Annotated in this window: 21 protein-coding genes and 1 pseudogene; 9 read left to right on the top strand and 13 right to left on the bottom strand. The window is 72.0% G+C overall.

Going from position 1 to position 26,407, the window contains the following annotated elements; all coding sequences use genetic code 11:
* Positions 1 to 121: pseudogene (locus tag HNQ79_RS32015) on the top strand (IS982 family transposase); the annotation flags it as partial.
* 19 nt (positions 122 to 140) lie between these two features.
* On the opposite strand, the gene HNQ79_RS32010 reads toward HNQ79_RS32015, so the two are convergent.
* Positions 141 to 758, bottom strand: a complete 618-nt coding sequence (locus HNQ79_RS32010) for a TetR/AcrR family transcriptional regulator (protein ID WP_185036497.1) — start codon at positions 756 to 758, stop codon at positions 141 to 143.
* A gap of 123 nt (positions 759 to 881) precedes the next feature.
* On the opposite strand from HNQ79_RS32010, the gene HNQ79_RS32005 reads away from it, so the two are divergent.
* Positions 882 to 2,477: an MDR family MFS transporter gene (locus tag HNQ79_RS32005; RefSeq protein WP_185036496.1), complete on the top strand. Its 1,596-nt coding sequence runs from the start codon at positions 882 to 884 to the stop codon at positions 2,475 to 2,477.
* A gap of 13 nt (positions 2,478 to 2,490) precedes the next feature.
* Here the strand turns inward: HNQ79_RS32005 and cseC are convergent, their stop codons facing one another.
* From cseC to HNQ79_RS31975, 6 genes are all read right to left on the bottom strand, one after another.
* Positions 2,491 to 3,795 carry a two-component system sensor histidine kinase CseC gene (cseC, locus tag HNQ79_RS32000; protein WP_185036495.1) on the bottom strand — a complete coding sequence of 435 codons (1,305 nt, stop codon included), beginning with the start codon at positions 3,793 to 3,795 and terminating at the stop codon, positions 2,491 to 2,493.
* 166 nt (positions 3,796 to 3,961) lie between these two features.
* Entirely contained in the window at positions 3,962 to 4,663 is a 702-nt protein-coding gene (gene cseB, locus HNQ79_RS31995; protein ID WP_185036494.1) for a two-component system response regulator CseB, read from the bottom strand.
* Between the two features lie 18 nt (positions 4,664 to 4,681).
* Positions 4,682 to 5,464 (bottom strand): hypothetical protein, encoded by a 783-nt coding sequence (locus HNQ79_RS31990; protein ID WP_373312644.1) that lies wholly within the window; start codon positions 5,462 to 5,464, stop codon positions 4,682 to 4,684.
* A 110-nt stretch (positions 5,465 to 5,574) separates the two neighbouring features.
* Positions 5,575 to 6,177: a SigE family RNA polymerase sigma factor gene (locus tag HNQ79_RS31985; protein ID WP_185036493.1), complete on the bottom strand. Its 603-nt coding sequence runs from the start codon at positions 6,175 to 6,177 to the stop codon at positions 5,575 to 5,577.
* Positions 6,178 to 6,417: 240 nt separating this feature from the next.
* Positions 6,418 to 7,419 (bottom strand): HhH-GPD family protein, encoded by a 1,002-nt coding sequence (locus HNQ79_RS31980; RefSeq protein ID WP_185036492.1) that lies wholly within the window; start codon positions 7,417 to 7,419, stop codon positions 6,418 to 6,420.
* Positions 7,420 to 7,523: 104 nt separating this feature from the next.
* The gene (locus tag HNQ79_RS31975) at positions 7,524 to 8,147 is read right to left on the bottom strand and encodes a phosphatase PAP2 family protein (RefSeq protein ID WP_185036491.1); all 624 of its coding nucleotides are present in this window, start codon (positions 8,145 to 8,147) and stop codon (positions 7,524 to 7,526) included.
* A 208-nt stretch (positions 8,148 to 8,355) separates the two neighbouring features.
* Between HNQ79_RS31975 and HNQ79_RS31970 the strand changes: the two genes are divergently transcribed.
* Positions 8,356 to 9,216, top strand: a complete 861-nt coding sequence (locus HNQ79_RS31970; protein ID WP_185036490.1) for a hypothetical protein — start codon at positions 8,356 to 8,358, stop codon at positions 9,214 to 9,216.
* Between the two features lie 249 nt (positions 9,217 to 9,465).
* On the opposite strand, the gene disA is transcribed toward HNQ79_RS31970, so the two are convergent.
* Positions 9,466 to 10,584, bottom strand: coding sequence for a DNA integrity scanning diadenylate cyclase DisA (gene disA, locus HNQ79_RS31965; protein WP_185036489.1), 1,119 nt, complete (start codon positions 10,582 to 10,584; stop codon positions 9,466 to 9,468).
* A 102-nt stretch (positions 10,585 to 10,686) separates the two neighbouring features.
* The gene (radA, locus tag HNQ79_RS31960) at positions 10,687 to 12,096 is read right to left on the bottom strand and encodes a DNA repair protein RadA (protein WP_185036488.1); all 1,410 of its coding nucleotides are present in this window, start codon (positions 12,094 to 12,096) and stop codon (positions 10,687 to 10,689) included.
* Between the two features lie 288 nt (positions 12,097 to 12,384).
* Here radA and HNQ79_RS34685 point away from each other — a divergent pair, with 288 nt between their 5' ends.
* The gene (locus HNQ79_RS34685; RefSeq protein ID WP_185036487.1) at positions 12,385 to 14,397 is read left to right on the top strand and encodes a sigma-70 family RNA polymerase sigma factor; all 2,013 of its coding nucleotides are present in this window, start codon (positions 12,385 to 12,387) and stop codon (positions 14,395 to 14,397) included.
* Between the two features lie 65 nt (positions 14,398 to 14,462).
* Here the strand turns inward: HNQ79_RS34685 and HNQ79_RS31950 are convergent, their stop codons facing one another.
* The gene (locus HNQ79_RS31950) at positions 14,463 to 15,290 is read right to left on the bottom strand and encodes a DUF3109 family protein (protein WP_373312645.1); all 828 of its coding nucleotides are present in this window, start codon (positions 15,288 to 15,290) and stop codon (positions 14,463 to 14,465) included.
* Between the two features lie 111 nt (positions 15,291 to 15,401).
* Here HNQ79_RS31950 and HNQ79_RS31945 point away from each other — a divergent pair, with 111 nt between their 5' ends.
* The 3 genes from HNQ79_RS31945 to ilvD all read left to right on the top strand — a co-directional run bounded on the left by HNQ79_RS31945 (position 15,402) and on the right by ilvD (position 19,627).
* Complete coding sequence (locus HNQ79_RS31945; protein ID WP_185036485.1) at positions 15,402 to 16,334, top strand: Ppx/GppA family phosphatase; 933 nt, start codon at positions 15,402 to 15,404, stop codon at positions 16,332 to 16,334.
* Positions 16,335 to 16,398: 64 nt separating this feature from the next.
* Entirely contained in the window at positions 16,399 to 17,262 is an 864-nt protein-coding gene (locus tag HNQ79_RS31940; RefSeq protein ID WP_185036498.1) for a sugar phosphate isomerase/epimerase family protein, read from the top strand.
* Between the two features lie 514 nt (positions 17,263 to 17,776).
* A complete protein-coding gene (ilvD, locus tag HNQ79_RS31935) occupies positions 17,777 to 19,627 on the top strand; it encodes a dihydroxy-acid dehydratase (protein ID WP_185036484.1) in 1,851 nt (616 codons plus the stop codon).
* Between the two features lie 8 nt (positions 19,628 to 19,635).
* Here ilvD and HNQ79_RS34680 read toward each other — a convergent pair whose 3' ends face one another.
* Positions 19,636 to 22,179 carry a serine/threonine-protein kinase gene (locus HNQ79_RS34680; protein WP_185036483.1) on the bottom strand — a complete coding sequence of 848 codons (2,544 nt, stop codon included), beginning with the start codon at positions 22,177 to 22,179 and terminating at the stop codon, positions 19,636 to 19,638.
* 215 nt (positions 22,180 to 22,394) lie between these two features.
* On the opposite strand from HNQ79_RS34680, the gene HNQ79_RS31925 reads away from it, so the two are divergent.
* Positions 22,395 to 22,973 carry a hypothetical protein gene (locus HNQ79_RS31925; protein WP_229923797.1) on the top strand — a complete coding sequence of 193 codons (579 nt, stop codon included), beginning with the start codon at positions 22,395 to 22,397 and terminating at the stop codon, positions 22,971 to 22,973.
* A 34-nt stretch (positions 22,974 to 23,007) separates the two neighbouring features.
* On the opposite strand, the gene HNQ79_RS31920 is transcribed toward HNQ79_RS31925, so the two are convergent.
* Entirely contained in the window at positions 23,008 to 23,358 is a 351-nt protein-coding gene (locus HNQ79_RS31920) for a hypothetical protein (protein WP_185036482.1), read from the bottom strand.
* Positions 23,359 to 23,596: 238 nt separating this feature from the next.
* Here HNQ79_RS31920 and proC point away from each other — a divergent pair, with 238 nt between their 5' ends.
* Entirely contained in the window at positions 23,597 to 24,448 is an 852-nt protein-coding gene (proC, locus tag HNQ79_RS31915; RefSeq protein ID WP_185036481.1) for a pyrroline-5-carboxylate reductase, read from the top strand.
* 243 nt (positions 24,449 to 24,691) lie between these two features.
* Here the strand turns inward: proC and trpS are convergent, their stop codons facing one another.
* A complete protein-coding gene (trpS, locus tag HNQ79_RS31910; RefSeq protein ID WP_185036480.1) occupies positions 24,692 to 25,690 on the bottom strand; it encodes a tryptophan--tRNA ligase in 999 nt (332 codons plus the stop codon).
* Positions 25,691 to 26,407: the final 717 nt, after the last annotated feature.

Here is a 26,407-nt window from a genome sequence, read left to right as displayed (position 1 = left end):
AACCCCGGCCGGAGTCTTCGCCCGCACCGGCCAACGACTCCTCGCCCTCGCCGCTGGCATCTGGCACAACTGGACCACCGACGCCGCAGTCAAACACTCCCTGATCGCCTACGACCACTGAAGACATCGGACTCATTCATCTAGGCCTCCGGCCCGGCCTGCGCCCGGTCCGCCGGGTCCTGCTGGGCCCGCGTGATCAGTTCGAAGGCGACTTCCAGGACGGCCTTGCGCTTCTCCTCGAAGTCGCCTTCGACGTCCTTGAGCGCGAACATGCCCGAGTGCAGGGTGAACAGCGCGCTCATGCACCGGACCTGGTCGATCAGCGGCGCGTCCGGTTCCTTCATCAACGCCATCATCCTGAGCATCCGCTCCTTGAAGCTGTCGCCGATGCTCAGCTCCCGGACGGTCCCCTGGTTCTCCTGCATGAAGCGGAACAGCGGGCCCGCGTTGCGCAGGGCGACGCTGTAGCGGGTCAGCAGCTCCTTCTTGGACTCCAGGGTGCGCGGCTGCCGCTGCCCCCATTCGATCAGCTCGTCCAGCGGGCGCGTCAGGTCCTCGAAGAGGCTGATCAGGATGTCTTCCTTGGTCTTGAAGTGGTAGTACAGCGCCGCCTTCGTGACCTCCAGCTCCTCGGCGATCTCGCGCAACGAGGTCTTCTCGTAGCCCTGCTCGGCGAACAGCTCCAGCGCCACGTCCTGGATGCGTCGGCGCGTGTCACCCCGGCGCGGCCGGCCGGTACCGCTGGCGCTGCTGGTCATCCTCGTACTCCAAGCTTTGTTCAACTTGCCGATACTTACTTGACGACCGGCAAGTTAGCCGTCTACCTTCCCCAAGTGTAGCCAACTTGCCGGGCGGCAAGTAAGTAATCTGGGGAGCGGTACATGGGAAACACGGCATCGGCACCGGTGAGGCCGGCCTCGGGGAAGTCACCGAAGCCGGAAGAAGCAGCGAAGCCGGAGAAGGCGCCGCCGCGGCAGCGCAGTGTGCGCGTCGTACTGCTCGCGCTCATGATCGCGATGCTGCTCGCCATGCTCGACAACATGATCATCGGCACGGCCATGCCGACCATCGTCGGCGAACTGGGCGGCCTGGAGCACCTGTCCTGGGTGGTCACCGCGTACACGCTCACCACCGCCGCCTCCACTCCCATCTGGGGCAAGCTCGGTGACCTCTACGGCCGCAAGGGCATCTTCCTCACCGCGATCGTCGTCTTCGTCCTCGGCTCCGTGCTCAGCGGCATGGCCCAGGACATGGGACAGCTGATCGGTTTCCGGGCCCTGCAGGGACTGGGGGCGGGCGGCCTGATGGTCGGCGTCATGGCGATCATCGGCGACCTGATCCCTCCGCGTGAGCGCGGCAAGTACCAGGGCATGATGGCCGGCGTGATGGCGCTCGCCATGATCGGCGGCCCGCTGGTCGGCGGCGTCCTCACCGACCACCTCGGCTGGCGCTGGTCCTTCTACATCAACGTCCCGCTCGGCGCGCTCGCCCTCGTGATGATCACCACGGTGCTGCACCTTCCGAAGAAGGAACCGCGCAAGGCACGGATCGATTACCTGGGCGCGAGCCTGCTGACCGTCGGCATCACCGCGATCGTGCTGGTCACGACCTGGGGCGGCAGCGAGTACGCCTGGGGCTCGCCGCAGGTCCTGGGCCTGATGTCGCTGGGTCTCGTCGCCGTCGCCGGTTTCCTGTTCGTCGAGACGAAGGCAGCGGAGCCGATCATTCCGCTGCACATCTTCCGCAACCGGAACTTCGCCCTGATGTCGGTCATCGGCTTCATCGTCGGCTTCGTGATGTTCGGCGCGGTGCTCTACCTGCCGCTGTTCCAGCAGTCGGTGCAGGGCGCCTCCGCCACCAACTCCGGGCTGCTCCTGCTGCCCATGCTGCTGTCGATGATGGTCGTCTCGCTGGTCGTCGGCCGCATCACCACCAACACCGGCAAGTACAAGCTGTTCCCGATCATCGGCGGTGCGCTGATCACCGTCGGACTGTTCCTGCTCGCGCAGATGGACACCGGCACCGACCGCCTCACCTCCGGGATCTACATGGCGCTCCTCGGGGCGGGCATGGGCTTCCTGATGCAGATCACCATGCTCGTCGCGCAGAACAGCGTGGAGCCCGCGGACATGGGTGTCGCCTCCTCGACCACGACCCTCTTCCGCACGCTCGGCAGCTCGTTCGGCGTCTCGGTGATGGGCGCGCTGTTCACCGCCCGGGTGACCGAGTCGATGACGGCCCACGGCGGGTCGGCCGGCGGGCTGCCGCAGGGGGCGGCGCTGGACGCGGCGAGCCTGGCGAAGCTGCCCGAGCAGATGCGCGAGGCGTACCAGGTCGCCGTGGCCTCGGGCACGCACGGGGCGTTCCTGCTGGGCGCGGGGATCGCGCTGGTGGCGTTCGTGGCGGCGTTCTTCGTCAAGGAGGTCGTGCTGAAGGGCGCGGGTCCGAAGGACGCCCCGGCCGCGGTGTCCGAGTAGGCCGGGGCAGCCGTTACCTCTTGCGTGGCGGCAGGTCCGCAAGATGGACGATCGGGAAGCTGCCCGTCGCGGTGGGCGCGTGTTCCGGCAGCCACAGGACGGCGATCGCCCCGCCGTCGTGCTGCGCGTTGCGGAAGGTGAGCCGCGCCCCGAGGACCTTGGCCTGACCTGCGGCGATGGTCAGGCCGAGGCCGTGCCCGTGGCCCGCCCGGTCGCTGGAACCGGTGCGGAAGCGGCTGGGGCCCTCGCGCAGCAGGTCGGGGGGGAAGCCCTTGCCGTGGTCGCGGACCCGGACCACCCGGCCCTCCACCGCCACTTCGAACGGGGGCTTCCCGTGCTTGGCCGCGTTGCCCAGCAGGTTGCCGATGATGCGCTCCAGCCGGCGCGGGTCGGTGTTCACGTACGAGTCGTGGATGACGTTCACCACCGCCTCCGGGTAGAGCGACGCCACCCGGCGCGACACGAACTCGCCCAGCGGGAGCTCCTGCAGCTCCGCCCGCTCGGCGGCACTGTCGAGCCGAGCCACCTCCAGCACGTCCTCGACGAGGGTGCGCAGGGCCTGCGCACGGTCCCGCACCAGCTCGGTGGGACGGCTCGGAGGGAGCAGCTCCGCGGCCGTGAGCAGGCCGGTGACCGGGGTGCGCAGCTCGTGCGCGATGTCTGCGGTGACCCGCCGCTCGGCCTCCACCCGCTCCTGCAGGGCGTCGGTCAGCGCGTCGACGGCATGGGCGAGGTCGTCGGTCTCGTCCCGTACGACACCGCCGATCGCGTCCAGCACCCGTACCTGGGTATTGCCCTGCGCCACGTCGGTGGCGGCGGCCGCGGCCTTGCGCAGCCGGCGCGAGATGGAGCCGCCGATGAGGATGCCCAGGACCGTCCCGCCGAGGACCACGGCGACCGACGCGATCACCAGCGAGCGGTCGAGGTCCGCGACGACAGCGGCGTTGTTGGGGAAACGGGTGTGCAGGGAGAGGATGTCGTCGCCGGGGTACGGCATGGCCGCCCACACCTCGGGCACCCCGTCCACGTCCTCCTGCACGAAGGTGGCACGCCGGCCGAGGGCGAGCTTGGCGCGCAGCTCGGCGGGCAGGTCCGGGTCGTTCAGCTTGGAGCCGACCTTCGGGTCGCGGGACGACTCGTACAGCCGCTGTGCGAACTGGAGCCGCTCCAGTTGCAGGTCACGGGCGTTGTCGAGCATGGACACACGCGCGGAGTTGTGCACGACGAGGCTGAGGGCCACGGCGATGAGCGCGCTGACCGCGGCGATCGCGACGCTGATCTTCCAGCGGATGCCGGTGCGGAGCGGGAAGCGCCTCATGGGGTGCCCGGCGTTCTGCGGCCCGGCAGGCCCGATCGAACCGGCAGGCGCCGAAGGCCCGGCGGGCACGACCCGCCCGGCAGGCTCCCCGGGCCCGACAGGCGCGGCAGGCACCGGGCGAGGGGGACGTTCGTACGGCTGGCAGTCATGCTCATGCCCGTGCGGGTCAGCCTCTCAACTTGTAGCCGAAGCCGCGGACCGTCTCGATCCGGTCCTGGCCGATCTTCGTACGCAGCCGCTGGACGTGCACGTCCACCACCCGGGTGTCGCCGCCCCAGCCGTAGTCCCACACCCGCTCCAGCAGCCGGTCGCGGGAGAGCACCGTGCCCGGGGCCGCGGAGAACTCCAGGAGCAGCCGCATCTCGGTCGGCGTCAGCGCCACCGGCTCGCCGCCCCTGCGCACCTCCATGCCCTCGGTGTCGACCTCCAGCTCGCCGAAGGTCAGCAGCCCGCCGCCCTCACCGCCCTGCACCGGTTCCAGCGCGCCGCCCCCCGACGCGTGGCCGAAGCGGCGCAGCACCGCGCGAATCCGGGCGACCAGCACCGACCCGTCGAACGGCTTCGTCACGTAGTCGTCGGCGCCCGCCTCCAGGCCCAGCACCACGTCGATCGAGTCGGCCCGCGCGGACAGCATGATCACCGGCACGGTCGACTCGTCACGGATGCGACGGCACAGGCTCACCCCGTCCATCCCGGGCAGCATCACGTCGAGCAGCGCGATGTCCGGCTGCCGCGCACGGAAGGCCTCCAGGCCGGAGAGCCCGTCCGGCATCGCGGTCACGGTGAAACCGTCCCGTTCCAGCGCGAGCTGGGTCGCCTCGCGGATCACGTCGTCGTCCTCGACGAACAGGACGTGGGTATCGGCCATGTGCTGCTCTCTGTTCTCTCAGTCCCTGGTCGCCGGACCGGCCGTCGGCGCGTTGCCCGGCGCAACCGCGGTCGACCCGTTCGAGGAATCGGCGGGAGTGCCGCCGGGGGAGCCCTCGGCCTTGCGCCGCGCGTCCTCCCGGTCGTCCTCCTCCTGCACCCGCGGCGCGGAACTCGGCTCCTCGCCGGTCCCGTCGCCGTTGCCGACGGCCTTGCTGTAGCTGTTCTCCACCCTGTCGTGCTCGGAGAACCGGTGCCCGGCCCAGCGGTAGGTGACCACCACCTCGCCGGACGGGAACGCCACCGGGTCGCCCTTCCTGTACTCCGGCCGGGTCACCACCAGGTCGCCCCGGTCGATCTCCGCGTACACGGCGGGCTCCTCCGCCACGAAGACGTTCTTGTAGTGCCCATTGTCCTCACGGAACACGTAGGAGCCGATTCCAATGGCATCGCCGCAGGTCAAAACGTTGACCACGATGTCGTCGGCGGTGTTGCCGGTGACCTTGCCGTACGAGGCGTCGACCGGGTAGATGTTCTTCACGCACGGCTTGAGGTCGGCCTTGACGGCCGCGCTGACCTTGGGGTCGTTCTTGAGGAGTTCGACGGGATCCACCCGGTCGGCGGGCGCCGGGGCCGCCGCCGACGACGAGGCGGCGGTCTGCGGTCGCGGGCTCACCTTCACGGCGACCGCCGCCGGGCCCTCGTCGCGGGTACCGGTGCCGCCGGCCCCGCAGGACACCACGGTGACCGCGAACAGGCCGACGGCGGCGAGCCCGGCCGCCGCCGTTCCGCTCGCCGCCATGATGCTTCTCGCCGACCTGACGTCCCGGGGAGTCCTGACGTCCTGGGAAGCCCGCTCCCGTGGGGACGCGGGCTCTCCGGGGGCGCCGCCCCCGGCGTCGCTTCCGCTGTCTAGGCCGCGCACCGCTCCTGCCCCCGTTCGCCCCGCACTCCGCGTACTGCACGCACTTCGTGCTCCTCGTCACGTCCGCCGCCGTGACCGCGCTCCAGGGCCCGGAAGTCCAGGTCCCGGCTCTCCAGCTCCTGGCGGAGCCGGGCGAGCGCACGGTGCAGGGTGCTCTTGACGGTACCGGCAGACATGCCCAGCGCGGCAGCGGTCTCCTCGGTGCTCATCTGCTCCCAGTGCCGCAATACGACCACGCTGCGCTGCTTCGGCGCCAGCACACCGAGGATGTCCATCAGCAGGGCGCGGTCCGCGCGCTGCTCCGTGCCGTCCTCGACGCGGGCGTCCGGCAGCTGCTCGGTGGGCACCTCGTCCAGCTTCCGGGCCCGCCACCACTCCGTACGCGTGTTGATCATGACACGGCGGAGGTAGGCGTCGGCCAGCGACTTGTCGGCGATGCCGTCCCAGCGGCCGTACGTGCGGGCCAGCGCGGTCTGGAGGAGGTCCTGCGCGTCCACCGGGTCCGGGACGAGACGACGGGCACTGCGCAGCAGGGCCTCCTGCCGCGTGCGTACGTACTCCTCGAATTCGAGCACCTCGCCGTGCGCCATTCGAACCGCCTCCGTCCCGTCCTGTGACAGCTGGTTGGTCGTCCAGCTGTGAATCCCCTGTGTTCCCCTGTGCTCATGAAGCTACGGAGGGCTTGTCACGGGGCTGTGCGGGTGAGCGCTCGGCGGACGCACGGCTGTCCATCGGTTGTGTAACGACGACTTCGAGGAAAGAGGTTTAAGTACGCGAAAGGTGTTTCGCCGGTGCGCGGAGGCCCCTGCGCAGAACGTGCGGGTCCGCGCTCAGGTACGCGGGAGCCGGTACACACCGCCCTCCAACGGCTCCACCAGTCCGTCCGCCACCAGTCCGTCCAGCGCCCGCGCCCGCTGCACCGGCTCGTGCCACACGGCGTCAAGGTCCTTCTGCGGTACGGGAGTCACCGCGTCCCGCAGCACGGCCAGCAGCCGCCCGCGCACCTGGCGGTCGGTCCCCGCGTACGTCTGGGTGCGCCGGGCGGGACCCTGGTGCGGCGGCTTGCCCGCCCGCACCCAGGCGCACTGCGCGACGATCGGGCAGCGCCCGCACTCCGGGTTCTTCGACGTGCAGACGAGCGCGCCCAGCTCCATCGAGGAGGCCGCCCAGCGGGCCGCCGTCGGCACGTCCTCGGGAAGCAGCGCACGCGCCAGCCTGCGTTCGGCGGCGGTGGTGGCGTTCGGCGGGTACTCGGTGCCGGACACCGCGCGCGCGATCACCCGCCGCACGTTCGTGTCGAGGACGGCATACCGCTGCCCGTACGCGAACGAGGCGACGGCCGCGGCCGTGTACTCGCCGATCCCGGGCAGGGCGAGCAGTTGCGAGTGCTCCCGCGGTACGTCGCCGCCGTGCCGTTCCGTTATGGCGGTGGCCGCGCCGTGCAGGCGCAGCGCGCGGCGCGGATAGCCGAGCCGGCCCCAGGCGCGGACGGCCTCGCCGGACGGTTCGGCGGCCAGGTCGGCGGGGCGCGGCCAGCGGGCCATCCACTGTTCGTACACCGGCAGCACCCGGCTGACGGGCGTCTGCTGGAGCATGAACTCGCTGACCATCACCCCCCACGGGCCCGCTTCGGGGTGCCGCCAGGGCAGGTCACGGGCGTTGAGCTCGAACCAGGCGTTGACGTGGGGGTGCAGGACGGGCAGCGCTTCGGCGGAAGCGGCTTCGGCGGCACCGGCGCCACCGGTGTCGGCAACGGCGCCTGTCTCGGTGCCGTTCTCGTTCTCGGCTTCGGGGGTCACGGTCTCGGGCGTGTACTCAGTGGTCGCAGTCATGGCACTTCCGATCCTGGCACGAAACGGTGTACGGACGGCCGAAGCGGGACACGGGGCGCTGCGTGCCCGACTGCCGCGCACCCGGCGTTGTCGCGTACGGGGACCTACGTCAGGCTGCGCGAGCGGCGGCCCCCGGGGCCCGCGAACCACAGCAGCAGGCCGAGGCTGCTCGCCCGCATTGACATGATCACGCCCTGCGCGAGCCGTGCGCACCCCCACACCAGCAGACCCGCGCCGATCGCGCCCAGCAGCAGGCCGACACCCACGTCGTGCGGGTAGTGGACGCCGACGAACACCCGGGAGAACGCCATCAGCACGGCCATCGGGGCCACGAACACGGCCAGTCGCGGCCAGGCCAGCACCAGACCGACGGCAGCTGCGCCGGCGATGGTGGAGTGGTTGCTGGGGAACGACCAGTCGCCGACGGCCGGGCACTCGATGAGCGGCCGGGCGGCCCGCGCGACGGCCCGGCACGGCCGGTCCTCGTTGATGAACGACTTGAACAGCTCGCTGCACACGTACATCACCCCGGTCGCCAGCGGCGCGAGCACCGCGACCGCGACGGCCGCCGCACTGTCGGCGCGCGCCCGCCACCACACCAGCACGAACAGGGCCGCGAAGATCAGCAGCCCCAGCTCCGTCCATATCTCGGCGAGGTACTGGAACCAGCCGGGAGTGGAGTGCGCGAAGTTGAGGATGGCGCGATAGAGCGCGCTGCTGCTTTCCATGCCCCCAGACGTTACGGAATGGACGGGCGGCGTTCACAATCGCCGTTCGACGGCTCCGCTGCGTGACGGGGGTGTGGCCCTGTGCGCGGCAGCAGCACGGTCCCTGGCGGTCCGTGCCCGCGGCTGCGGAATGATGATCCGCAAAAGATGCCGCGACAGCGGCGGGTGGGGCAGGAGTTGGGGCCTGATCTCTCGTAGAGTTCGGGCCGTGGGATCTCTGCGTAATCCAGTCGGGCCGCTCCCCTCCTCCATCTACTGGCGCCGGAGGGTCGTCGGTCTTGCCCTGCTGGCGCTGCTGGTGGCGCTGGTGCTCTGGGCCGTGCTCGCCGGCGGCGGGAACGGTGACAACAACGGCCGCGGCGGGGGCGGACCTTCGCCCGCCGCGTCGATCACGCCCGGCCCCTCGGGCTCCGGGCCGGTGGTCCCGGGCGAACCGGGAGGCCGTGACACCGCGGGAGGCGACGGCGGCAGCGGAGCCAACGGCGGTACGGGCGGCGGAAGTACGGGGTCCGGAGGCACGGCCGCCGGAGGTGCCGGATCCGGCGCCGGGGGAGCCGACGGCACCGGCGGCAGCGAGGGTTCCGGCGGCGGCACGGGCGGCAGCAGCGCGTCCGGCGGTACGGCGGCGGGCTCGGCGTCCGGCGGGGGAACGCAGCTTCCCGCGAACTCACCGCTCCCCAACTGTGCGGCCGGAGACGTGGAGTTGACGATCCGCGCGCGCGAAGTGCAGGTACCGGCCGGTGAGAACCCGAAGTTCGAGCTGATCGCGAAGAACACCTCGGCCACCGACTGCAAGGTCGACCTCGGTCCGAAGGCCGCCGTCATCAAGATCAAGAACGCGAAGAACGAGACGGTCTGGTCGTCCAAGGACTGCCCCAAGGGGGCGACGACCCTGCTGTTCCGCATCCCGGCGAAGGGGGAGGTGCCGCGCGAGTTCGAGTGGGACCGGACCCGCAGCGACGCGACGAAGTGCGACAAGGAGACGGGAGGGCCGGTGGAACCGGGAACCTACCTGGTGGAACTCGCCGGGGCCAAGAACTCCGCCTCCGTCTACCTCCAGAAGGACTGACCCACACGCCCCCTGGCAGCCCCTCGGCCGGCGGTGCCGCTCGACGCCGGCGCCCTTGGGCGGCGGGGCCGCCCCCGGGGGCGGAACGGGCGGGCAAGGGGGCGGCCCCCGGCGGACGCCGCGCCCTTGCTCTGCGCCCCGCCACCCCACGTACGCCCACCCCGACGAGCGCCCGCGCCCACGCCGAGCGCCCCGTCCAAGCCCCCGGCAGAGGCCCTCGCAGAGACCCCGCCAACCACCCCACCCCACCTACACGTACCGCTCCAGAATCGAAGACTCCGCCAACCGCGAAAGCCCCTCCCGCACCGACCGGGCCCGCGCCTCCCCGACCCCGTCCACCGTCTGGAGATCGTCCACGCTCGCGGCGAGCAGCTTCTGCAGTCCGCCGAAGTGCTCCACGAGCCGTTCGATGATCGCCCCCGGCAGCCTGGGCACCTTCGCCAGCAGCCTGAAGCCCCGCGGGGAGACCGCCGAGTCCAGATTTTCGGGAGACCCGCTGTATCCCAACGCCTTTGCCACTATGGGCAGTTCGAGGAGCTCGGCGTGCGTGAGCGCATCCAGCTCGGTCAGCGCCTCCGCGACCGTCCGCGACCGCTTCGCCGTCGGCTCCGGCACATAGTCCCGTACGACCAGCTCCCGCTCGGGTTCGACGCCGGCGATCAACTCGTCGAGCTGGAGAGACAGGAGACGCCCGTCGGTGCCCAACTCGACCACGTACTCCGCGATCTCGGTCGCGATGCGGCGCACCATCTCCAGTCGCTGGGCGACCGCCGTGACGTCGCGGACCGTCACCAGGTCCTCGATCTCCAGCGCGGAGAGCGTGCCGGCGACCTCGTCGAGGCGGAGCTTGTAGCGCTCCAGGGTGGCGAGGGCCTGGTTGGCCCGGGAGAGGATCGCCGCGGACTCCTCCAGGACGCGCCGCTCACCGTTCACGTACAGCGCGATCAGGCGCATGGACTGCGACACGGACACGACGGGGAAGTTGCACTGCTTGGAGACGCGGTCCGCCGTGCGGTGCCGGGTGCCGGTCTCCTCCGTGTGGATCGACGCGTCCGGGACGAGTTGCACGCCCGCCCGCAGGATCTTCGTCATGTCCTTGTCGAGGATGAGCGCACCGTCGAGCTTGCACAGCTCGCGCAGGCGCGTCGCCGTGAACTCGACGTCCAGGACGAAGCCGCCGGTGCACATCGACTCGACGGTCTTGTCCATGCCGAGGACGATGAGTCCGCCGGTGTTGCCGCGCAGGATGCGCTCCAGACCGTCGCGGAGCGGCTGGCCGGGCGCGACGGCGCTCAGCGAGGCGCGGATCTGGGCCTCGTTGCCAGAGCCGGACTTTCCGGGTGATGAGGCCCGGTCGTTGGCTGCCACTGCACTCCTCCGGCTACGGGGGTCACGGGTCGGGGCCGCCCCCGGCAGGGGCGGTCAACTTCGCCTCGCGTACGCGGTGGACAGGCGAGATCAGGGCAAAGTCTACCGGCGCTCCTCCTCGCTCCGTGGGGCCTGTGCGCGAGACCGGCGCGGAAGGACGCTCAGAGCCGCCCCCATGTCGGCCACTTCGGTCACCTTCATGCCTGCGGGAACCCGGCCCGGATCGGCCGGGACCAGGGCATGGGTGAATCCCAGCCGGTGCGCCTCGGCCAGCCTTCGTTGTACGCCCGTGACCCGGCGGACCTCTCCGGCGAGCCCCACTTCGCCGATCGCGACGAGGTTCTTGGGCAGCGCGGTGTCGCTGGCGGCGGAGGCCAGGGCCAGGGCGACGGCCAGGTCGGAGGCGGGCTCGGTGAGTTTCACGCCGCCGACGGTGGCGCAGTAGATGTCGCGCTTGCCGAGCGCGGAGATCCGGCCGCGCTGTTCGAGGACGGCCAGCATCATCGAGACGCGGGAGGTCTCCAGGCCGGAGGTGGTGCGGCGGGGGGAGGGGATCTGCGAGTCGACGGTGAGGGCCTGCACCTCGGCGACCAGGGGGCGGCGGCCCTCCAGGGTGACCGTCAGGCAGGTACCGGGCACGGCCACGTCACGGCGGGTGAGGAAGAGGCCGGAGGGGTCGGTGAGACCGGTGATGCCCTCGTCGTGCAGCTCGAAGCAGCCGACCTCGTCGGTCGCCCCGTACCGGTTCTTGACGCCCCGGACGAGGCGGAGCCTGGCGTGCCGGTCGCCCTCGAAGGAGAGGACGACGTCCACGAGGTGCTCAAGGAGGCGTGGGCCCGCGATGTTGCCGTCCTTGGTGACGTGGCCGACGAGCAGGGTCGCCATGCCGCGCTCCTTGGACGCGCGGATGAGGGCCGCCGTCACCTCCCGGATCTGCGCGACGCCGCCGGGGGCGCCGTCCAGCTCGGCGGAGGCGACGGTCTGCACGGAGTCCAGGATCAGCAGGGTGGGCTTGACGGCGTCCAGGTGGCCGAGGACGGCGGCGAGGTCGGTCTCGGCCGCCAGGTAGAGGTGGTCGTTGAGCGCGTGGATCCGGTCCGCGCGCAGCCGGACCTGACTCGCGGACTCCTCCGCCGTGACGTACAGGGTGCGGTGCTCGTCGTCGGCCGCCTTCGCGGCGACGTCCAGCAGGAGCGTCGACTTGCCGACGCCCGGTTCACCCGCGACCAGGACCACGGCGCCGGGCACCAGGCCGCCGCCCAGTACCCGGTCCAGCTCGGGGACGCCGGTGGAGCGGGCGGTGGCGGTGCGGACGTCCACCTCGGCGATCGGCAGCGCGGCACTGGAGACCCGGCCCGCTGCGGTGGTGCGGACCGCGGGCGCGCCGTACTCCTCGACCGTCCCCCAGGCCTGGCACTCGGGGCAGCGGCCGAGCCACTTGACGGCCGTCCAGCCGCACTCGGTGCAGCGGTAGGACGGCCGGTCCTTCGCGGATTTCGTACGGGCAGCCATGGCGTCACCGTACAGACGGGGTCTGACAACGCGGCACGCGCCAAGGGCCAACGGGACCGGGGCGCTTCGGCGATATGACGGCATTCGGCACAATTGCCCTGACCGTGCTGGCCGCGCAGCGCGTCCGGGGAACTGTCGCGGCGCGTAAGGGCATAGGCCAGTGGTATGGGCCGAAAGCGGGCGGAATGTGGGAATCCAGGCCTCTTTTGAGGGATCTGTTCACCCGAATGGGTTAAAAGGGCTCCGGGAGAGCAGGGGGGCAGCCACGGCACCCCTACGGTCGGCCGGGTGACGACCAGCAGGCGGGAGCACCCCACGCAGACCACCGGAAGCAGTGGCCCCACGGGCAGCGGAATCGGGACCGGCGGAACAGGTTCCGGGGCGGGAAACAAAGGGCCCCGGGGCTCCGGAGCCGACGGCTCCGCGGCCGGCGCGACGGGCATCGGAAGGGCCGGCTTCGGCGCGAGCGGCACCGGCGGGGCCGGAACCGGCTTCACGAGCGCCGTCCGCGAGCCCGGGACACCCCGGCGTGCGCCCCGCGCCTCCGACCAGCAGCCGTCCACCCGGTACGAGCCGTACCTCGACGGCCTGTTCACGTACGCGCTCTGCGTGCTGCGCGACCACGACCTGGCGACGGCGGCCCTCGGTGAAGTGCTGGCCCTCGCCGAACGCAGCGACTCGCGCAGCCCCGCCGCCGAACCGGAACGCAAGGCCTGGCTCTACGCCCTCGTCCGCTGGAACTGCCTGCGCCGCCTCACCGACGACAAGCGCCGCAGACAGGGCACGCACGCAAGCCACGGCGACAGCGGCGGACGCGGGGGCCACCACACGCACCGCCCGGCCCCGCCCGTCCCGGAACCGGAACTGCCGGTGGACGAGGAAGAGGCCCGCCGACGGCACGCCGACCTGGCCCGCCTCGCCTGGCCGGAAGCGGCCGGCACCACCCCCGAACAGCGCGAAGCCCTGGAACTGGCGGTACGGCACGGCCTCGGCGCCCGGCAGGTCGCCGCCGTCCTCGGCCTCGACCCGCTCGCGGCCCGCGAAGTCCTCGCCGCCGCCGCTTGCGAAGTCGAGCGCACCAGGGCGGCTCTGGTCGTCGTCGAGACCGGCACCTGCCCGACCGTCACCCGCCTCGCCGGCGACGACCAGGTACTGCTCAGCACCGCCCTGCGCGGCGAACTCGTCCGGCACGTCGACGACTGCCCGCTCTGCCGCCGCGCCGCCGAACGCGCGGGCGCCCGCGGCCCGTGGCCCGGAACCGGCGCCTCCCCCGGGGAGCTGCCGCTCGTCGAGGCGCCCCGGGCGGCGGCGTACGCGGCCATGGTGCACGCCCCCCGGATGCCCCGGAGCACCGCCCCGCGCTTCGACCGCGAGGGCTTCCCGCTCGATCCCAAGGACCGGGCGGCCCGCCGCGAACGCCTCCGTACGCGCGCGGTGACCACGACGGTCGTCGCGACGGTGGTCGCCGCCCCCGTCCTCGCCCTGTGGGCCGCCTACCGGGGCGCGCCCGTGGCGGGCGACGGGCACCGGGGCGCCGCGATCACCGCGAGCGAGGAGGACGGACTGCCCGGACGCGACGGCCTTCCGTACGACGGCTCCGGGGACGGCTACCGCAAGACCGGCACCGCGCACAGCAGACCCGACCCCACCCTCTCGGTGGGCGACGGCGCGGGCGACGTGACGGTGAAGGTCCTCACCCCCGGCCGGGGGGCATCGGCGACGGGGAGGAACCTCGCGGTGCGGGCGGAGACCGCGGGCGGCACCACGGTGGTACGGCTGACGGCGTCGGGCGGTCCGGTGGTCTGGTCGATGTGGGCCGACGCGCCCTGGCTGCATCTGAGCCGGACGACGGGAACGCTGGCCGCGGGGGCGTCGTTCACCGTGTACATCACCGTGGACCGCGACAAGGAGCCCGCCGAAGCGTGGACGGCCCGCCTGGGGGTCGCGCCGAGCGGCGCGGTGCTCTCGGTCTCGGGGCGGGGCACGGGAGCCTGGGCCGCGCCGGGAACGCACCCGCGGCCGGGCACCCATCCCGGACCGGGGCCGCACCCGGGCCCCGGCGGCCACCCCGGACCCGGCGTGACTCCCGCCCCCGGGGGCACGCACGGACCGGGCCCCGTGCCCACGGATCCCGCGCCGCGACCGACCGGGCCCTCGGCGACCACCGCGCCGCCGGAACCCAGCGTGCCGCCGACGACCCCGCCACCCGCCACGGATCCGCCCTCTTCCCCGCCCCCGCAGACCGACCCGCCGGACCCCTCGCCGTCGGCCCCGGGAACGCAGGCGCCGGACGGGGGGTAGGGGCGGGGTGGGCGTGCAGGGCGGGCGGGTTCGGCCGGACCCGCCGCCCCCGGACCCTGCGGCCCCTACCCCTCGGGCCCGGGCTCCACCGGGTCCGCCGGATGCGGCGCCACCACCGGCAGCAGCGAAGCCGTCCGCGCCTCGCAGTGCTCGACGAGACGCGCGTACCCGCCCGCGCCCATGAGTTCCGTCAGCTCCGGCCGGTACGACACGTACACCGGCTCCCCCGCCCCGTGCGCGGACGTCGCCGACGTGCACCACCAGTGCAGGTCGTGGCCGCCGGGCCCCCAGCCGCGCCGGTCGTACTCACCGATCGTGACCTGGAGGATCTTCGTGTCGTCGGGCCGTTCGATCCACTCGTACGTCCGCCGCACCGGCAGCTGCCAGCACACGTCCGGCTTCGTTTCGAGGGGCTCCTTGCCCTCCCGCAGCGCGAGGATGTGCAGCGAGCAGCCCATGCCGCCCGCGAACCCGGGCCGGTTCTGGAAGATGCACGAACCCTCCCAGCGCCGTGTCTGCCGGTCGCCGTCCTCGTCGGTCTGCGTCCAGCCGCCGTTGGGCCCCTTGGAACCCTTTGTCGTCTTCGCCACGTCGTGGAACTGCCAGATGTCCGGAGTCAGCCGCGCCACGTGCTCCGCGACCCGCTTCTCGTCGTCCTCGTCGGAGAAGTGCGCCCCCAGCGTGCAGCAACCGTCGTCCGCGCGCCCCAGCTTGATGCCCTGGCAGCCACTGCCGAAGATGCACGTCCACTTCGAGGTCAGCCAGGTCAGGTCGCACCGGAAGACCTGCTCCTCGTCCTCCGGGTCGGGGAACTCCACCCACGCCCGTGCGAAGTCCAACCCCTGTTCGTCGTCTCTCGCGGCGGGCGTCACGTCCTGGACGTCCACGAACACGCCCGACTTTGACTGGCTCGCGGCTTTTCCGGGCTTCGCCTTTTTCGTCTTTGGCACGGGGCAAGGGTAGGGGCAAGGGTGTCCGCCGCGCGCCGCAGTAGCGTTCCGCCCATGAGACTCGGAGTCCTCGACGTCGGTTCGAACACGGTGCACCTGCTGGCGGTGGACGCCCACCGCGGCGCCCGCCCCCTTCCCGCGTACTCCTACAAGGCGGCACTCCGCCTCGCGGAGCTGCTCGACGAGGGCGGCGCGATCGGCGAGGAAGGGGTGGAACGGCTGGTCAACACCATCGGCGAGGCCCTGGAGGCGGCCGAGGACAAGGGCTGCGAGGACGTCATGGCATTCGCGACCTCCGCGGTGCGCGACGCCACCAACGCCGACCACGTACTGACCCGGGTCCGCGAGGAGACCGGCGCGGACCTCCAGGTCCTCTCCGGCGAGGACGAGGCCCGGCTGACCTTCCTGGCCGCCCGCCGCTGGTTCGGCTGGTCGGCGGGGAAGCTGCTGCTGCTCGACATCGGCGGCGGGTCGCTGGAGATCGCGTACGGCATCGACGAGGACCCGGACGCCGCGGTCAGCCTCCCGCTCGGCGCGGGCCGGCTGACCGCGGCCCACCTGCCCGGCGACCCGCCGGACGTCCAGGACGTACGGGCACTGCGCCGCCACGTACGTGCGCGAATCGGCCGTTCCGTGGGGGAATTCGCCCGCTTCGGGCCGCCCGACCATGTGGTGGGCACGTCGAAGACGTTCCGCCAGCTCGCCCGGATCGCGGGGGCCGCACGGTCGGCCGACGGCCTCTACGTGCAACGTGAGCTGAGTCGCACTTCGCTGGAGGAATGGGTTCCGAAACTGGCCTCGATGACGGCCGAGCAGCGGGCCGGACTGCCCGGCGTCTCGGCCGACCGCGCCACCCAACTCCTCGCAGGAGCGCTGGTCGCGGAGGCCGCGATGGACCTCTTCGACGTGTCGACGCTGGAAATAGGCCCCTGGGCACTGCGCGAGGGCGTCATTCTGCGGCGGCTGGATCGGCTCCCTCCGTCATGAGCGGTACGTGACCTCGGCCCGCCCCGCACCGGAGGGGGACCGTAGGCTGTCCCTCGTGGCAGAAGTGGCGAAACCAGCGGTACGCATCCCGGATGCGAAGGTCGCGCTGTCCACGGCCTCCGTCTATCCGGAGTCGACGGCGACGGCCTTCGAGATCGCCGCGCGCCTCGGCTACGACGGCGTCGAGGTCATGGTGTGGACGGATCCCGTCAGTCAGGACGTCGAAGCGCTGCGCAGACTCTCCGACTACCACGGCGTCCCGGTCCTCGCCGTGCACGCGCCGTGTCTCCTGATCACGCAACGGGTGTGGTCGACGGACCCGTGGGTCAAGCTCCAGCGCGCCCGGGCCGCCGCCGAGAAGCTGGGCGCGTCCACGGTCGTCGTCCACCCGCCCTTCCGGTGGCAGCGCAACTACGCGCGGGACTTCGTCACCGGCATCTGGCGGATGGCCGACGAGACGGACGTGCGCTTCGCCGTCGAGAACATGTACCCGTGGCGCTACAAGGACCGCGAGATGCTGGCGTACGCCCCCGAATGGGACGTCACGAAGGACGACTACCGGCACTTCACCGTCGACCTCTCGCACACCGCGACCGCCCGCACCGACGCCATGGCGATGATCGGCCGGATGGGCGACCGCCTCGGCCACGTCCACCTCGCGGACGGCAAGGGCTCCGCGAAGGACGAACACCTCGTCCCCGGCCGCGGCGACCAGCCCTGCGCGGAACTCCTCGAACACCTCGCGACCAGCGGCTTCGGCGGCCACGTCGTGGTCGAGGTCAACACCCGCCGCGCCATGTCCTCCGCCGAACGCGAGGCGGACCTCGCCGAGGCCCTCGCCTTCACCCGCCTCCACCTGGCCTCCGCGACGTCACCGGCCGCGTCCGCCGCACCACCGGCCTCGCGGGCCCGGACCCCGGGCGCGTAAGCGCACCGGCACCGCCTCCTGCCACCCCGTCTCCGGCGCCCCGCCGCCGCGACCGGCCGCTACCGCCCGGGACCCTGCCGGACCGGACACCCACGACCGCACCCGAACCGCCACCCGCGAATGCGCCCAGCGCGGCCACGGGCCCGAGGCAAGCCTCCCGTGCAGGCATCGCCGGCACCCCGCCGCCGGCACCCCGCCGCCGGAGCCCCAGGTGCCGCCGCCCCGGGCTCCACCCGGGTCCGATGCCGCCCCCTCGGCGCTGTCCGGCCCGATGCCCGCCCGTAACCGCCGGACCGGTGGCCGCCCGCCCCGTCTCCGCGCCCTCCGACGCCGCCCGCTGCCCGCCAGCCCCACCCAGCCCCGTCCGGAACCTGAACACCTGTTCCGTCATCCGGACGACCTGTCCAGATCCTGGATCGGAGGCGTACGCTCGACGCCAGTAGTACCGCACGCCTCCGTGCCCCGCGCACGGACCCGCACCCCCCCGCACCCGTACTCCTGGGAAGTGAACCCGATGCCCGAGCTGAGGTCCCGCACCGTCACCCACGGCCGCAACATGGCAGGCGCCCGCGCGCTCATGCGCGCCTCCGGTGTAGCGAGCGAGGACATCGGCAAGCCGATCATCGCGGTCGCCAACTCCTTCACCGAGTTCGTCCCCGGCCACACCCACCTCGCCCCGGTGGGCCGGATCGTCTCCGAGGCGATCCTCGCGGCCGGCGCCGTCCCCCGCGAGTTCAACACCATCGCCGTCGACGACGGCATCGCGATGGGCCACGGCGGCATGCTGTACTCCCTGCCCTCCCGCGACCTGATCGCGGACAGCGTCGAGTACATGGTCGAGGCCCACTGCGCCGACGCCCTGATCTGCATCTCCAACTGCGACAAGATCACCCCGGGCATGCTGAACGCGGCGCTCCGCCTCAACATCCCCACGATCTTCGTCTCCGGCGGCCCCATGGAGTCCGGCCGGGCCACCCTCGTCGACGGCAGCGTCCGCACCCTCGACCTGGTCGACGCGATGTCCGACGCGGTGAACGACAAGATCTCCGACGAGGACATGCTCCGTATCGAGGAGAACGCCTGCCCCACCTGCGGCAGTTGCTCCGGCATGTTCACCGCCAACTCGATGAACTGCCTCGCCGAGGCCATCGGCCTCGCCCTCCCGGGCAACGGCTCGACCCTCGCCACGCACACGGCCCGCCGCGCCCTGTACGAGAACGCGGGCCGCACGATCGTCGAGATCACCAAGCGCCACTACGAGCAGGACGACGCGACCGTCCTGCCCCGCGCCATCGCCTCGCGTGCCGCGTTCGAGAACGCCATGGCCCTGGACATCGCCATGGGCGGCTCCACCAATACGATCCTGCACCTGCTGGCCGCCGCCCAGGAGGCCGAACTCGACTTCGGCCTCCCGGAAATGGACGAGATCTCACGGCGCGTCCCCTGCCTCGCCAAGGTCGCCCCGAACGTCGCCAAGGACCGCACGTACTACATGGAGGACGTCCACCGCGCCGGCGGCATCCCCGCCATCCTCGGCGAACTCCACCGCGGCGGACTCCTCAACGAGGACGTGCACTCCGTGCACTCCCCGTCCCTCGCCGAATGGCTCAAGAACTGGGACGTGCGCGGCGGTTCGCCCGCCCCCGAGGCCGTCGAACTGTGGCACGCGGCCCCCGGCTGCGTCCGCTCCGCCACCGCGTTCTCGCAGTCCGAGCGCTGGGACACCCTCGACACCGACGCCGCCGAGGGCTGCATCCGCTCGGTCGAGCACGCCTACTCCAAGGACGGCGGCCTGGCCGTCCTGCGCGGAAACCTCGCGATCGACGGCTGTGTCGTGAAGACCGCCGGCGTCGACGAGTCGATCTGGACCTTCGAGGGCCCGGCGGTCGTCTGCGAGTCGCAGGAGGAAGCCGTCGAGAAGATCCTCCTCAAGCAGGTCAAGGCGGGTGACGTCGTCGTCATCCGGTACGAGGGCCCCAAGGGCGGCCCGGGCATGCAAGAGATGCTCTACCCCACCTCGTACCTGAAGGGCACCGGCCTCGGCAAGGAGTGCGCGCTGATCACCGACGGACGCTTCTCCGGCGGTACGTCGGGCCTGTCCATCGGCCACGCCTCCCCGGAAGCGGCCTCGGGCGGCACGATCGCACTCGTCGAGGACGGCGACCGCATCCGCATCGACATCCCGAACCGTACGATCGAACTCCTCGTCCCCGACGAGCAGTTGGCCGAACGCAGCGAGGCCCTCGGCGGTGTCTACGCCCCGCGGAACCGCGAACGCAAGGTCTCCCAGGCCCTGCGCGCGTACGCCGCGATGGCGACCAGCGCGGACAAGGGCGCGGTCCGGGACGTGTCGAAACTCGGCTGAGGCTCGACTCAACTACCGCCTCCGCCACCGCTGTTGCGCGGGGGCGGGGGCGGAGGCGGCGGCGGTCCACCGCCAGGACCTGGACCGGGCCCCGGCGCACCCTCCGGCGGGTGTCCGTCGTCGCCCGCCCGCAGAGCCGGATCCGCCGGGTCCAGGGAGAAGACGGTGCCGCCCGTGCCCGTGACGAGCAACACGCCACCCACGCGCACGGCCTCCGTGTCGTGGTACGAGGCCGGCGGCGCCCCGCGGTGCGCCGAACGCCACACCTCCCTGCCGGAACGGGCGTGCAGCGCGAGCACTCGCCCGCTGAGACTCGGCACGAACAGCACGTCCTGGTCCGCCGCGCGCCCGGTCGTCGGCACCCCGAGCCCCCGCACCCCGGTGTCCCTGGCCCACCGCCGGTCGCCGTCGCGCACCCCGTGCGACGACACCGTGCCCCAGTGGTGCACGAAGAGGACCGCGTCGCCGCGCAGTACCGGACGCCCCGCTGGCGTACCGGGCAGGGGCAGGGTGCGCGGCAGCCGGGCGCCCGTGGGGTCGACCAGCAGGAGTGAGGAGTAGGCGCCCTCGTGGTTGGCGTGCCCGGCCGCGTCGTCGGGACGCGCCCACCGGGCGAAGACGAGCAACTTGCCGTAGGAACCGACGAGTTCGTGGTCGCGGCCCCGGGTGAAAACGGGGGCCGGGCTGCCGTCCGCGCCGTAGTGGACGTAGGTGCGGGGCGCCGCGCCGTCGTCGGAGCGCGTGCAGGACCCGTACCACTGCCCCTGGAGCACGAAGGGGAAGCACGCCTGCCCGTCCTGATTCCGCGCGGTCCAGCGGGTGGCGCCGGTGAGGGCCTCCCGGGCGACGACGTTGCGCTGCCCCGCGTCGGCGGTGGCGACGAGTCCGCCGTGGACGGCCGGAGGCCGGTACCCGCCGACTGGGCGGTGCCACAGCCGCCGCCCGTCACCGGTGTCCAGCGCGACCAGCCGGCGCGCCGAGTCCGACAGGGTCTCCACGACGAACACGGCCTTGCCCGCGACCCCTGCCGGAGTCGAGTCGGCGGCCGTCCGGGTGCCCGGGACGGTCGGCGGGTCCGGGGCCTGCCACACCGTCGCTCCCGCCGCGGTGTCGAGCCGCGCGGCCCTCACATACGGCCCTCCGCAGAACGCGGCGGAACCCGAAGCGACACAGCGGACCGAGCCGAGGGACGCGGACATCCCGGGTGCCCAGTCCAGCGCGACCTGCCAGGACTTGGACTTCCCCCCGGCGGGAGCCGTGGGCCTGCCGTCCCGCACGCCCTCCGCCGCCCCGCCCTTGCCCGTCCCCGGCGGGTCGAGGAAGAGCGCGAGGCCGCCCCCGCCGAGAAGGAGGGCGAGAGCGACGGCGGAGACGAGAAGCGCGCGCCGAGGAAGAGGCCGACGGGACACCGCCGGAGTGGGCAGCCCACCCACCGACCCTCCATCCCGCACAGCCGGGCCAGCCCCGCGAACCCCCACCGCCCCGTCATTCCCGGCGGCCCCGGCCGCCCCGCTCGTCCCGGCGTGCCCGACCTCCCCGCCCTGCCCGTCCCGCCCACCCGCCCCGGCGGAGCCCGCCTCCCCACCAGCGCCGATCACCCCGAGCGCCTCGGCCCCCTGCGCACCCCTTCGCACGACCACGGTGTCCCGATCGGCCCCGTCCGCCACGTCCGGGCCGCGGACGGAAGCGCCCTCGTCCCCAGCCCCGGCCCGGCCCCCGCCCCCCGGCCCGTCGCCGCTCCCGGGCGCAGTCCTCCACTTGCGGAGCAGCGAGGCCAACTCGGCACTGTCCGGCCGCTCCTCCGCCTCCTTGACCAGGCAGTACTCCAGGATCCCGCGCAGCGGCTCACGCACACCGTCCAGCACCGGCGGCTCGTGCACCACGTGGTAAGCGGTCATGTGCGGACTGTCCGCGTCGAACGGTCCGTGTCCCACCGCCGCGTACACCAGGAGCGCGGCGAGCGAGAAGATGTCGGAGGCGGGGCCGATGGTGCGCGGGCTGCTGAGCTGCTCGGGCGACATGAACGGCGGGGTGCCCATCACGTGCCCGGTGACGGTCAGCGCGCGGTTGCCGACGGCCCGCGAGACGCCGAAGTCGATGACGCGCGGCCCGTCCTGCGCCATCAGTACGTTGGCGGGCTTCAGGTCCCGGTGCACGACGCCGACGCGGTGGATGTCACGTAACGCCTCGACCAGCCCCAGCGCCAGCGCCCGCAACTCGCGGTCGCCCAGCGGACCCTGACTCGCCAGCAACTGTGCCAACGTCGGCCCCGGCACGTACTGGGTGGCCATCCACGGCCGCACCGCGTCCGGATCGGCATCCACCACGGGCGCGGTGAACGCCCCGCTGACCCGCCGCGCCGCGGCGATCTCCTGCCGGAAGCGGGTACGGAAATCCGCATCGGCGGCGTACTGCTCGTGAATCACCTTCACGGCGACCTCACGGCCGGACGGCGACCGCCCGAGAAAGACCGTGCCCATGCCCCCGGTGCCGAGCCGCCCGACGAGCCGGTAGTCCCCGATCACCTCAGGCTCGTCCGCCGCGAGCGACACGACACGCCCCTCTCGATCCCGTACGCAAAAAGCCGCCTGGCCCGCCCACCCTAGAACCCCAGCCCCTCCCCAAGTAGCCCCTCGCCCCCACCGGTGGCCCCGCGCCCCCGCCCCCATCAGAGTCCCGCGAAACCCCCACCCACCACCTCCGGGAGACAATCACTCCCGTGAGCGAAAACCCCCAGCACGCCGACACCCCCTCCACCACCCCCGACATCCCCGGCACCCTCGACAACCCCGGCACCCCCACCGCCCCCGGCACCCCCACCGCCCCCGGCACCCCCACCGCCCCCGGCACCCCCACCGCCCCCGGCACCCCCACCGGCCCCCGCCCCGAGCCCCTCCGCTTCTTCGGCACCACCTGGCTCAATCACGACGACGGCTACGCCCTGCGCCGCGTCGGCGCCTCCCTCGGCTCGCTCGCCGCAGCCGCCGCCGGCTGCTTCCTGCTCCGCTTCGCGTACCAGGGACTCCAGATCGCGGACGTGGGCGGTTTCGTCGGCATGCTGGTCATCGTGATGTTCGCGGTGTGCAGTGCGATCGCGTTCCGCAAGACCTGGGAGGGATTCTCGGCCCACTCCGCCGACCCGGCCCGCGAGCAGTCCCTGCGCAGCCTGAAGACGATCGGCTTCGTCGGCTCGCTCCTCGCGTACTTTTTCCGGTCCCTGACCGAAGCACCGGGGGAGAAGCTGCACCGCACGGAGTACGAGGCGGCCCTCAAGCAGTACGAGCGCCGACGGGGCACCCGTACGGGTAACCCCGCCGCCCGCAAGAAGAAGTCCAAACGCAAGTAACCACCCCGCCCAGCATCCGCAGCGCCCAGCCCCGCTACTGCCCGCCGTCCCCAGCCGCCGCTCGCCCCACCAGAGCGATCGGGACGGTCGCACACTGAGTCGCCGAAGCCACCGTCATCGTCCTGACCCCCGTACGCGCGGCGATGTCGAGCAGCCGCCGGACATCGCACAGAAACGGCTGCCCGTGCGCGATGTCCCGCGCACATGTGGCCTCGTCGACGAAGGAGGGGAGCCAGGGCTGCCCGTCCTCGCCCCGGATGAAAACGACGGATCCGCTGTCGTCCACAGCGATGATCACGCCGTCCGCAACGGCGGCGAGCAGCTCGGCATGGTCCGGGCTGCCTCCCTCAAGGAGTTCGGCCAGGTTCGGGTTTACGCCAGTCATCCCCAAAGCGTAGGCGCAGCCCCGTCGCACCGCCCCCTCGTGCCCTCGCCCCCGGGCGTACAGCCCCCGCAGCGACCACGCCGAAGATCGCTGCCCCGAAACGCCCGGGAGTCCCCGGAACGACCCCCGGCCCGCTGCCACCTCTCCCACCCCTCGGACACTCCCTCCGTGCCGCCCCTTCCCGGTGCGAGGATGACCGCGTACGACATGTCCCACCGGCACGGAGGGTGCACCCCGCATGACCGAGCAGACAGCCGCCGCCCCACACACCACCGCTCCCGCTCCCAAGACCGTGGCCGTCCTGGGCACCGGCAAGATCGGCGAGGCCCTCCTCAGCGGCATGATCCGGGGCGGCCGCCGCCCCGCGGACCTTCTGGTCACCGCCCGTCGCCCCGAGCGCGCCGAGGAACTCCGGACGCGTTACGGCGTCGAGTCCGTCACCAACGCCGAAGCCGCCAAGCGTGCCGACACCCTGATCCTCACGGTCAAGCCGCAGGACATGGGCAAACTCCTCGAAGAGCTCGCCCCGCACCTCCCCGCCGACCGGCTGGTCATCAGCGGCGCGGCCGGCATCCCGACCTCCTTCTTCGAGGAACGGCTCGCGGCGAGCACCCCCGTGGTCCGCGTCATGACGAACACCCCGGCCCTCGTCGACGAGGCCATGTCCGTCATCTCCGCCGGCAGCCACGCCACCGCCGCCCACCTCTCCCAGGCGGAGGAGATCTTCGCGGGCGTCGGCAAGACACTGCGTGTCCCGGAGTCCCAGCAGGACGCCGCCACCGCCCTCTCGGGGTCGGGGCCCGCGTACTTCTACTTCCTCGTCGAGGCGATGACCGACGCGGGCATCCTCCTGGGCCTGCCCCGCAACCAGGCCCACGACCTGATCGTCCAGGCCGCGATCGGCGCGGCCGTCATGCTCCGTGACAGCGGCGAGCACCCGGTCAAGCTCCGCGAGGCGGTGACGTCCCCCGCCGGAACCACCATCAGCGCCATCCGGGAACTGGAGAACCACGGCGTACGGGCCGCCCTCATCTCCGCCCTGGAAGCCGCCCGCAACCGCAGCCGCGAACTCGCCTCCGGCAACGGCTGACCCGCGACGGTACGCCCAGCCGCCAGCCGCCAGCCGCCAGCCGCCAGCCGCCAGCCGCCAGCCGCCAGCCGTCGCCCGGACCGCGGCCTCCTGACACGTCACCCGGGTCGGCGGCCCCCGGCGAGCGGTTGGCGCCCTCGGCCTCACCCGGGCCGCCCCCGGGGTGAGAGGCCGGTGTCTCGTCTCCTCGCCCCGTGCCGGCCCGGGGCCCCAGGCCGGCCCCCGACCCCACACTGGGGCCCCTCACCCCGCCGGCAGCAACCCGACGGCCCGGTAGGCGGCATCCACCGTCGGCCGGGCCATCGCCCGTGCCCGAGCCGCCCCCTCCCTCAGCACCCGGTCCACGTACCCGGGCTCGGCGGCCAACTCGGCATGCCGCTCACGTACGGGCCGCAACACCTCCACCACCGCCTCCGCGACATCGCGCTTCAGCGCCCCGTACGACGTGTACGCCCCGGCCAGCTCGTCCGGTTCTCCACCGCCACAAGCCGCCAGCACCTCCAGCAGGTTCGACACCCCGGGTCGCCCCTCCGGGTCGTACTCCACCGTGCTGCCGCTGTCCGTGACCGCGCGCATGACCTTTCTCCGGACCACGTCGGCCTCGTCGAGCACGAAGACCACACCCCCGGTCGCCGCGTTCGTCTTGCCCATTTTCGACGTCGGTTCCTGAAGGTCCATGACGCGGGCCGCCACCACCGGCTTCGTCGCTTTCGGCACCACGAACGTCTGCCCGTACCGCTGGTTGAACCGCACCGCGAGGTCCCGCGCCAGTTCCACGTGCTGGGTCTGGTCGTCCCCCACCGGCACCTCGGTCGTCCCGTACGCCAGGATGTCCGCCGCCATCAGCACCGGATACGTCAGCAACGACAGCCGCACGCCCTGCCCGGCCGCCCGCGCCTGCTCGCTCTTCTCCTTGTACTGGATCATCCGACGCATCTCCCCGTCGGCGGCGGTGCATTCCAGTAGGTACGACAGCCGCGTGTGCTCATCGACATGGCTCTGAACGAAAAGGGTGCACACCGCCGGGTCCAGCCCCGCCGCCAGGAGCAAGGTCGCCGTCTGCCGGCTGAGCCGAAGCAGTCGCGCCGGTTCGTGCTCCACGGTCAACGAGTGCAGGTCCACCACACAGAACAACGACTCGCCCAGGTGCTGATCCGTCTCCACCCACCGTCGTACGGCTCCGAGGTAGTTCCCCAGCGTCATGTGCCCGGTCGGCTTGATCCCACTGAAGATCCGCGTCATGTCTCTCCTGCTCCTCCTGGTCGAGGCCGCCACTACTGGCGACCGACCTCCCGGAGGGAGACACGCGAACGGCCGCCGAAGCGGCGGCCGTGGATGCATACGTGTGCACGGCCGCCCTCAGGCGGCCCACCAGCACTGGGCGCACGTACGCGTAGTCATGCGGTCCACCGTAGCCCCGCACCCCCGGGTTGACACGGGATTTCCCAGTACGTAATGTTCTCCGAGCTGTCCGACTGTGAGCGCTGGCCCCGGCCGGACCCCGGACAGTCATTCCGCGTCAACCACTCAAGCAGGCGACACTTCCGTCGCATTGTTTCGCGTGCGCTTTTGCGAAATGAGGAATCCGCGTTCGAGAGGACGCACCCCGATTGGCATCGGGGTCCAGGAATCCGCTAATGTCTCACTCGTCGGAACGGCCCAAGAGCCGGAAAGACAACTCCCACTGACTGGGAATCAGGCCCGAAAGGATCTGATAGAGTCGGAACCGCCGGAAAGGGAAAACGCGAAAGCGGGAAACCTGGAAAGCACCGAGGAAATCGGCACTGGAAACAGTCTGATAGAGTCGGAAACGCAACAACACAAAAGAAACACCGAACGAAAACGTCCGGAGGAAAGCCCGCAAGGGTGAGTACAAAGGAAGCGTCCGTTCCTTGAGAACTCAACAGCGTGCCAAAAGTCAACGCCAAATATGTTGATACCCCGGCCACTTCGGTGGTT

Origin of the sequence: Streptomyces candidus (assembly GCF_014207445.1) — a bacterium.
Lineage (GTDB): Bacteria > Actinomycetota > Actinomycetes > Streptomycetales > Streptomycetaceae > Streptomyces > Streptomyces candidus.
The sequence above is the reverse complement of the archived record's forward strand: the minus strand, read 5'-3'. Positions and strand labels throughout refer to the sequence as shown.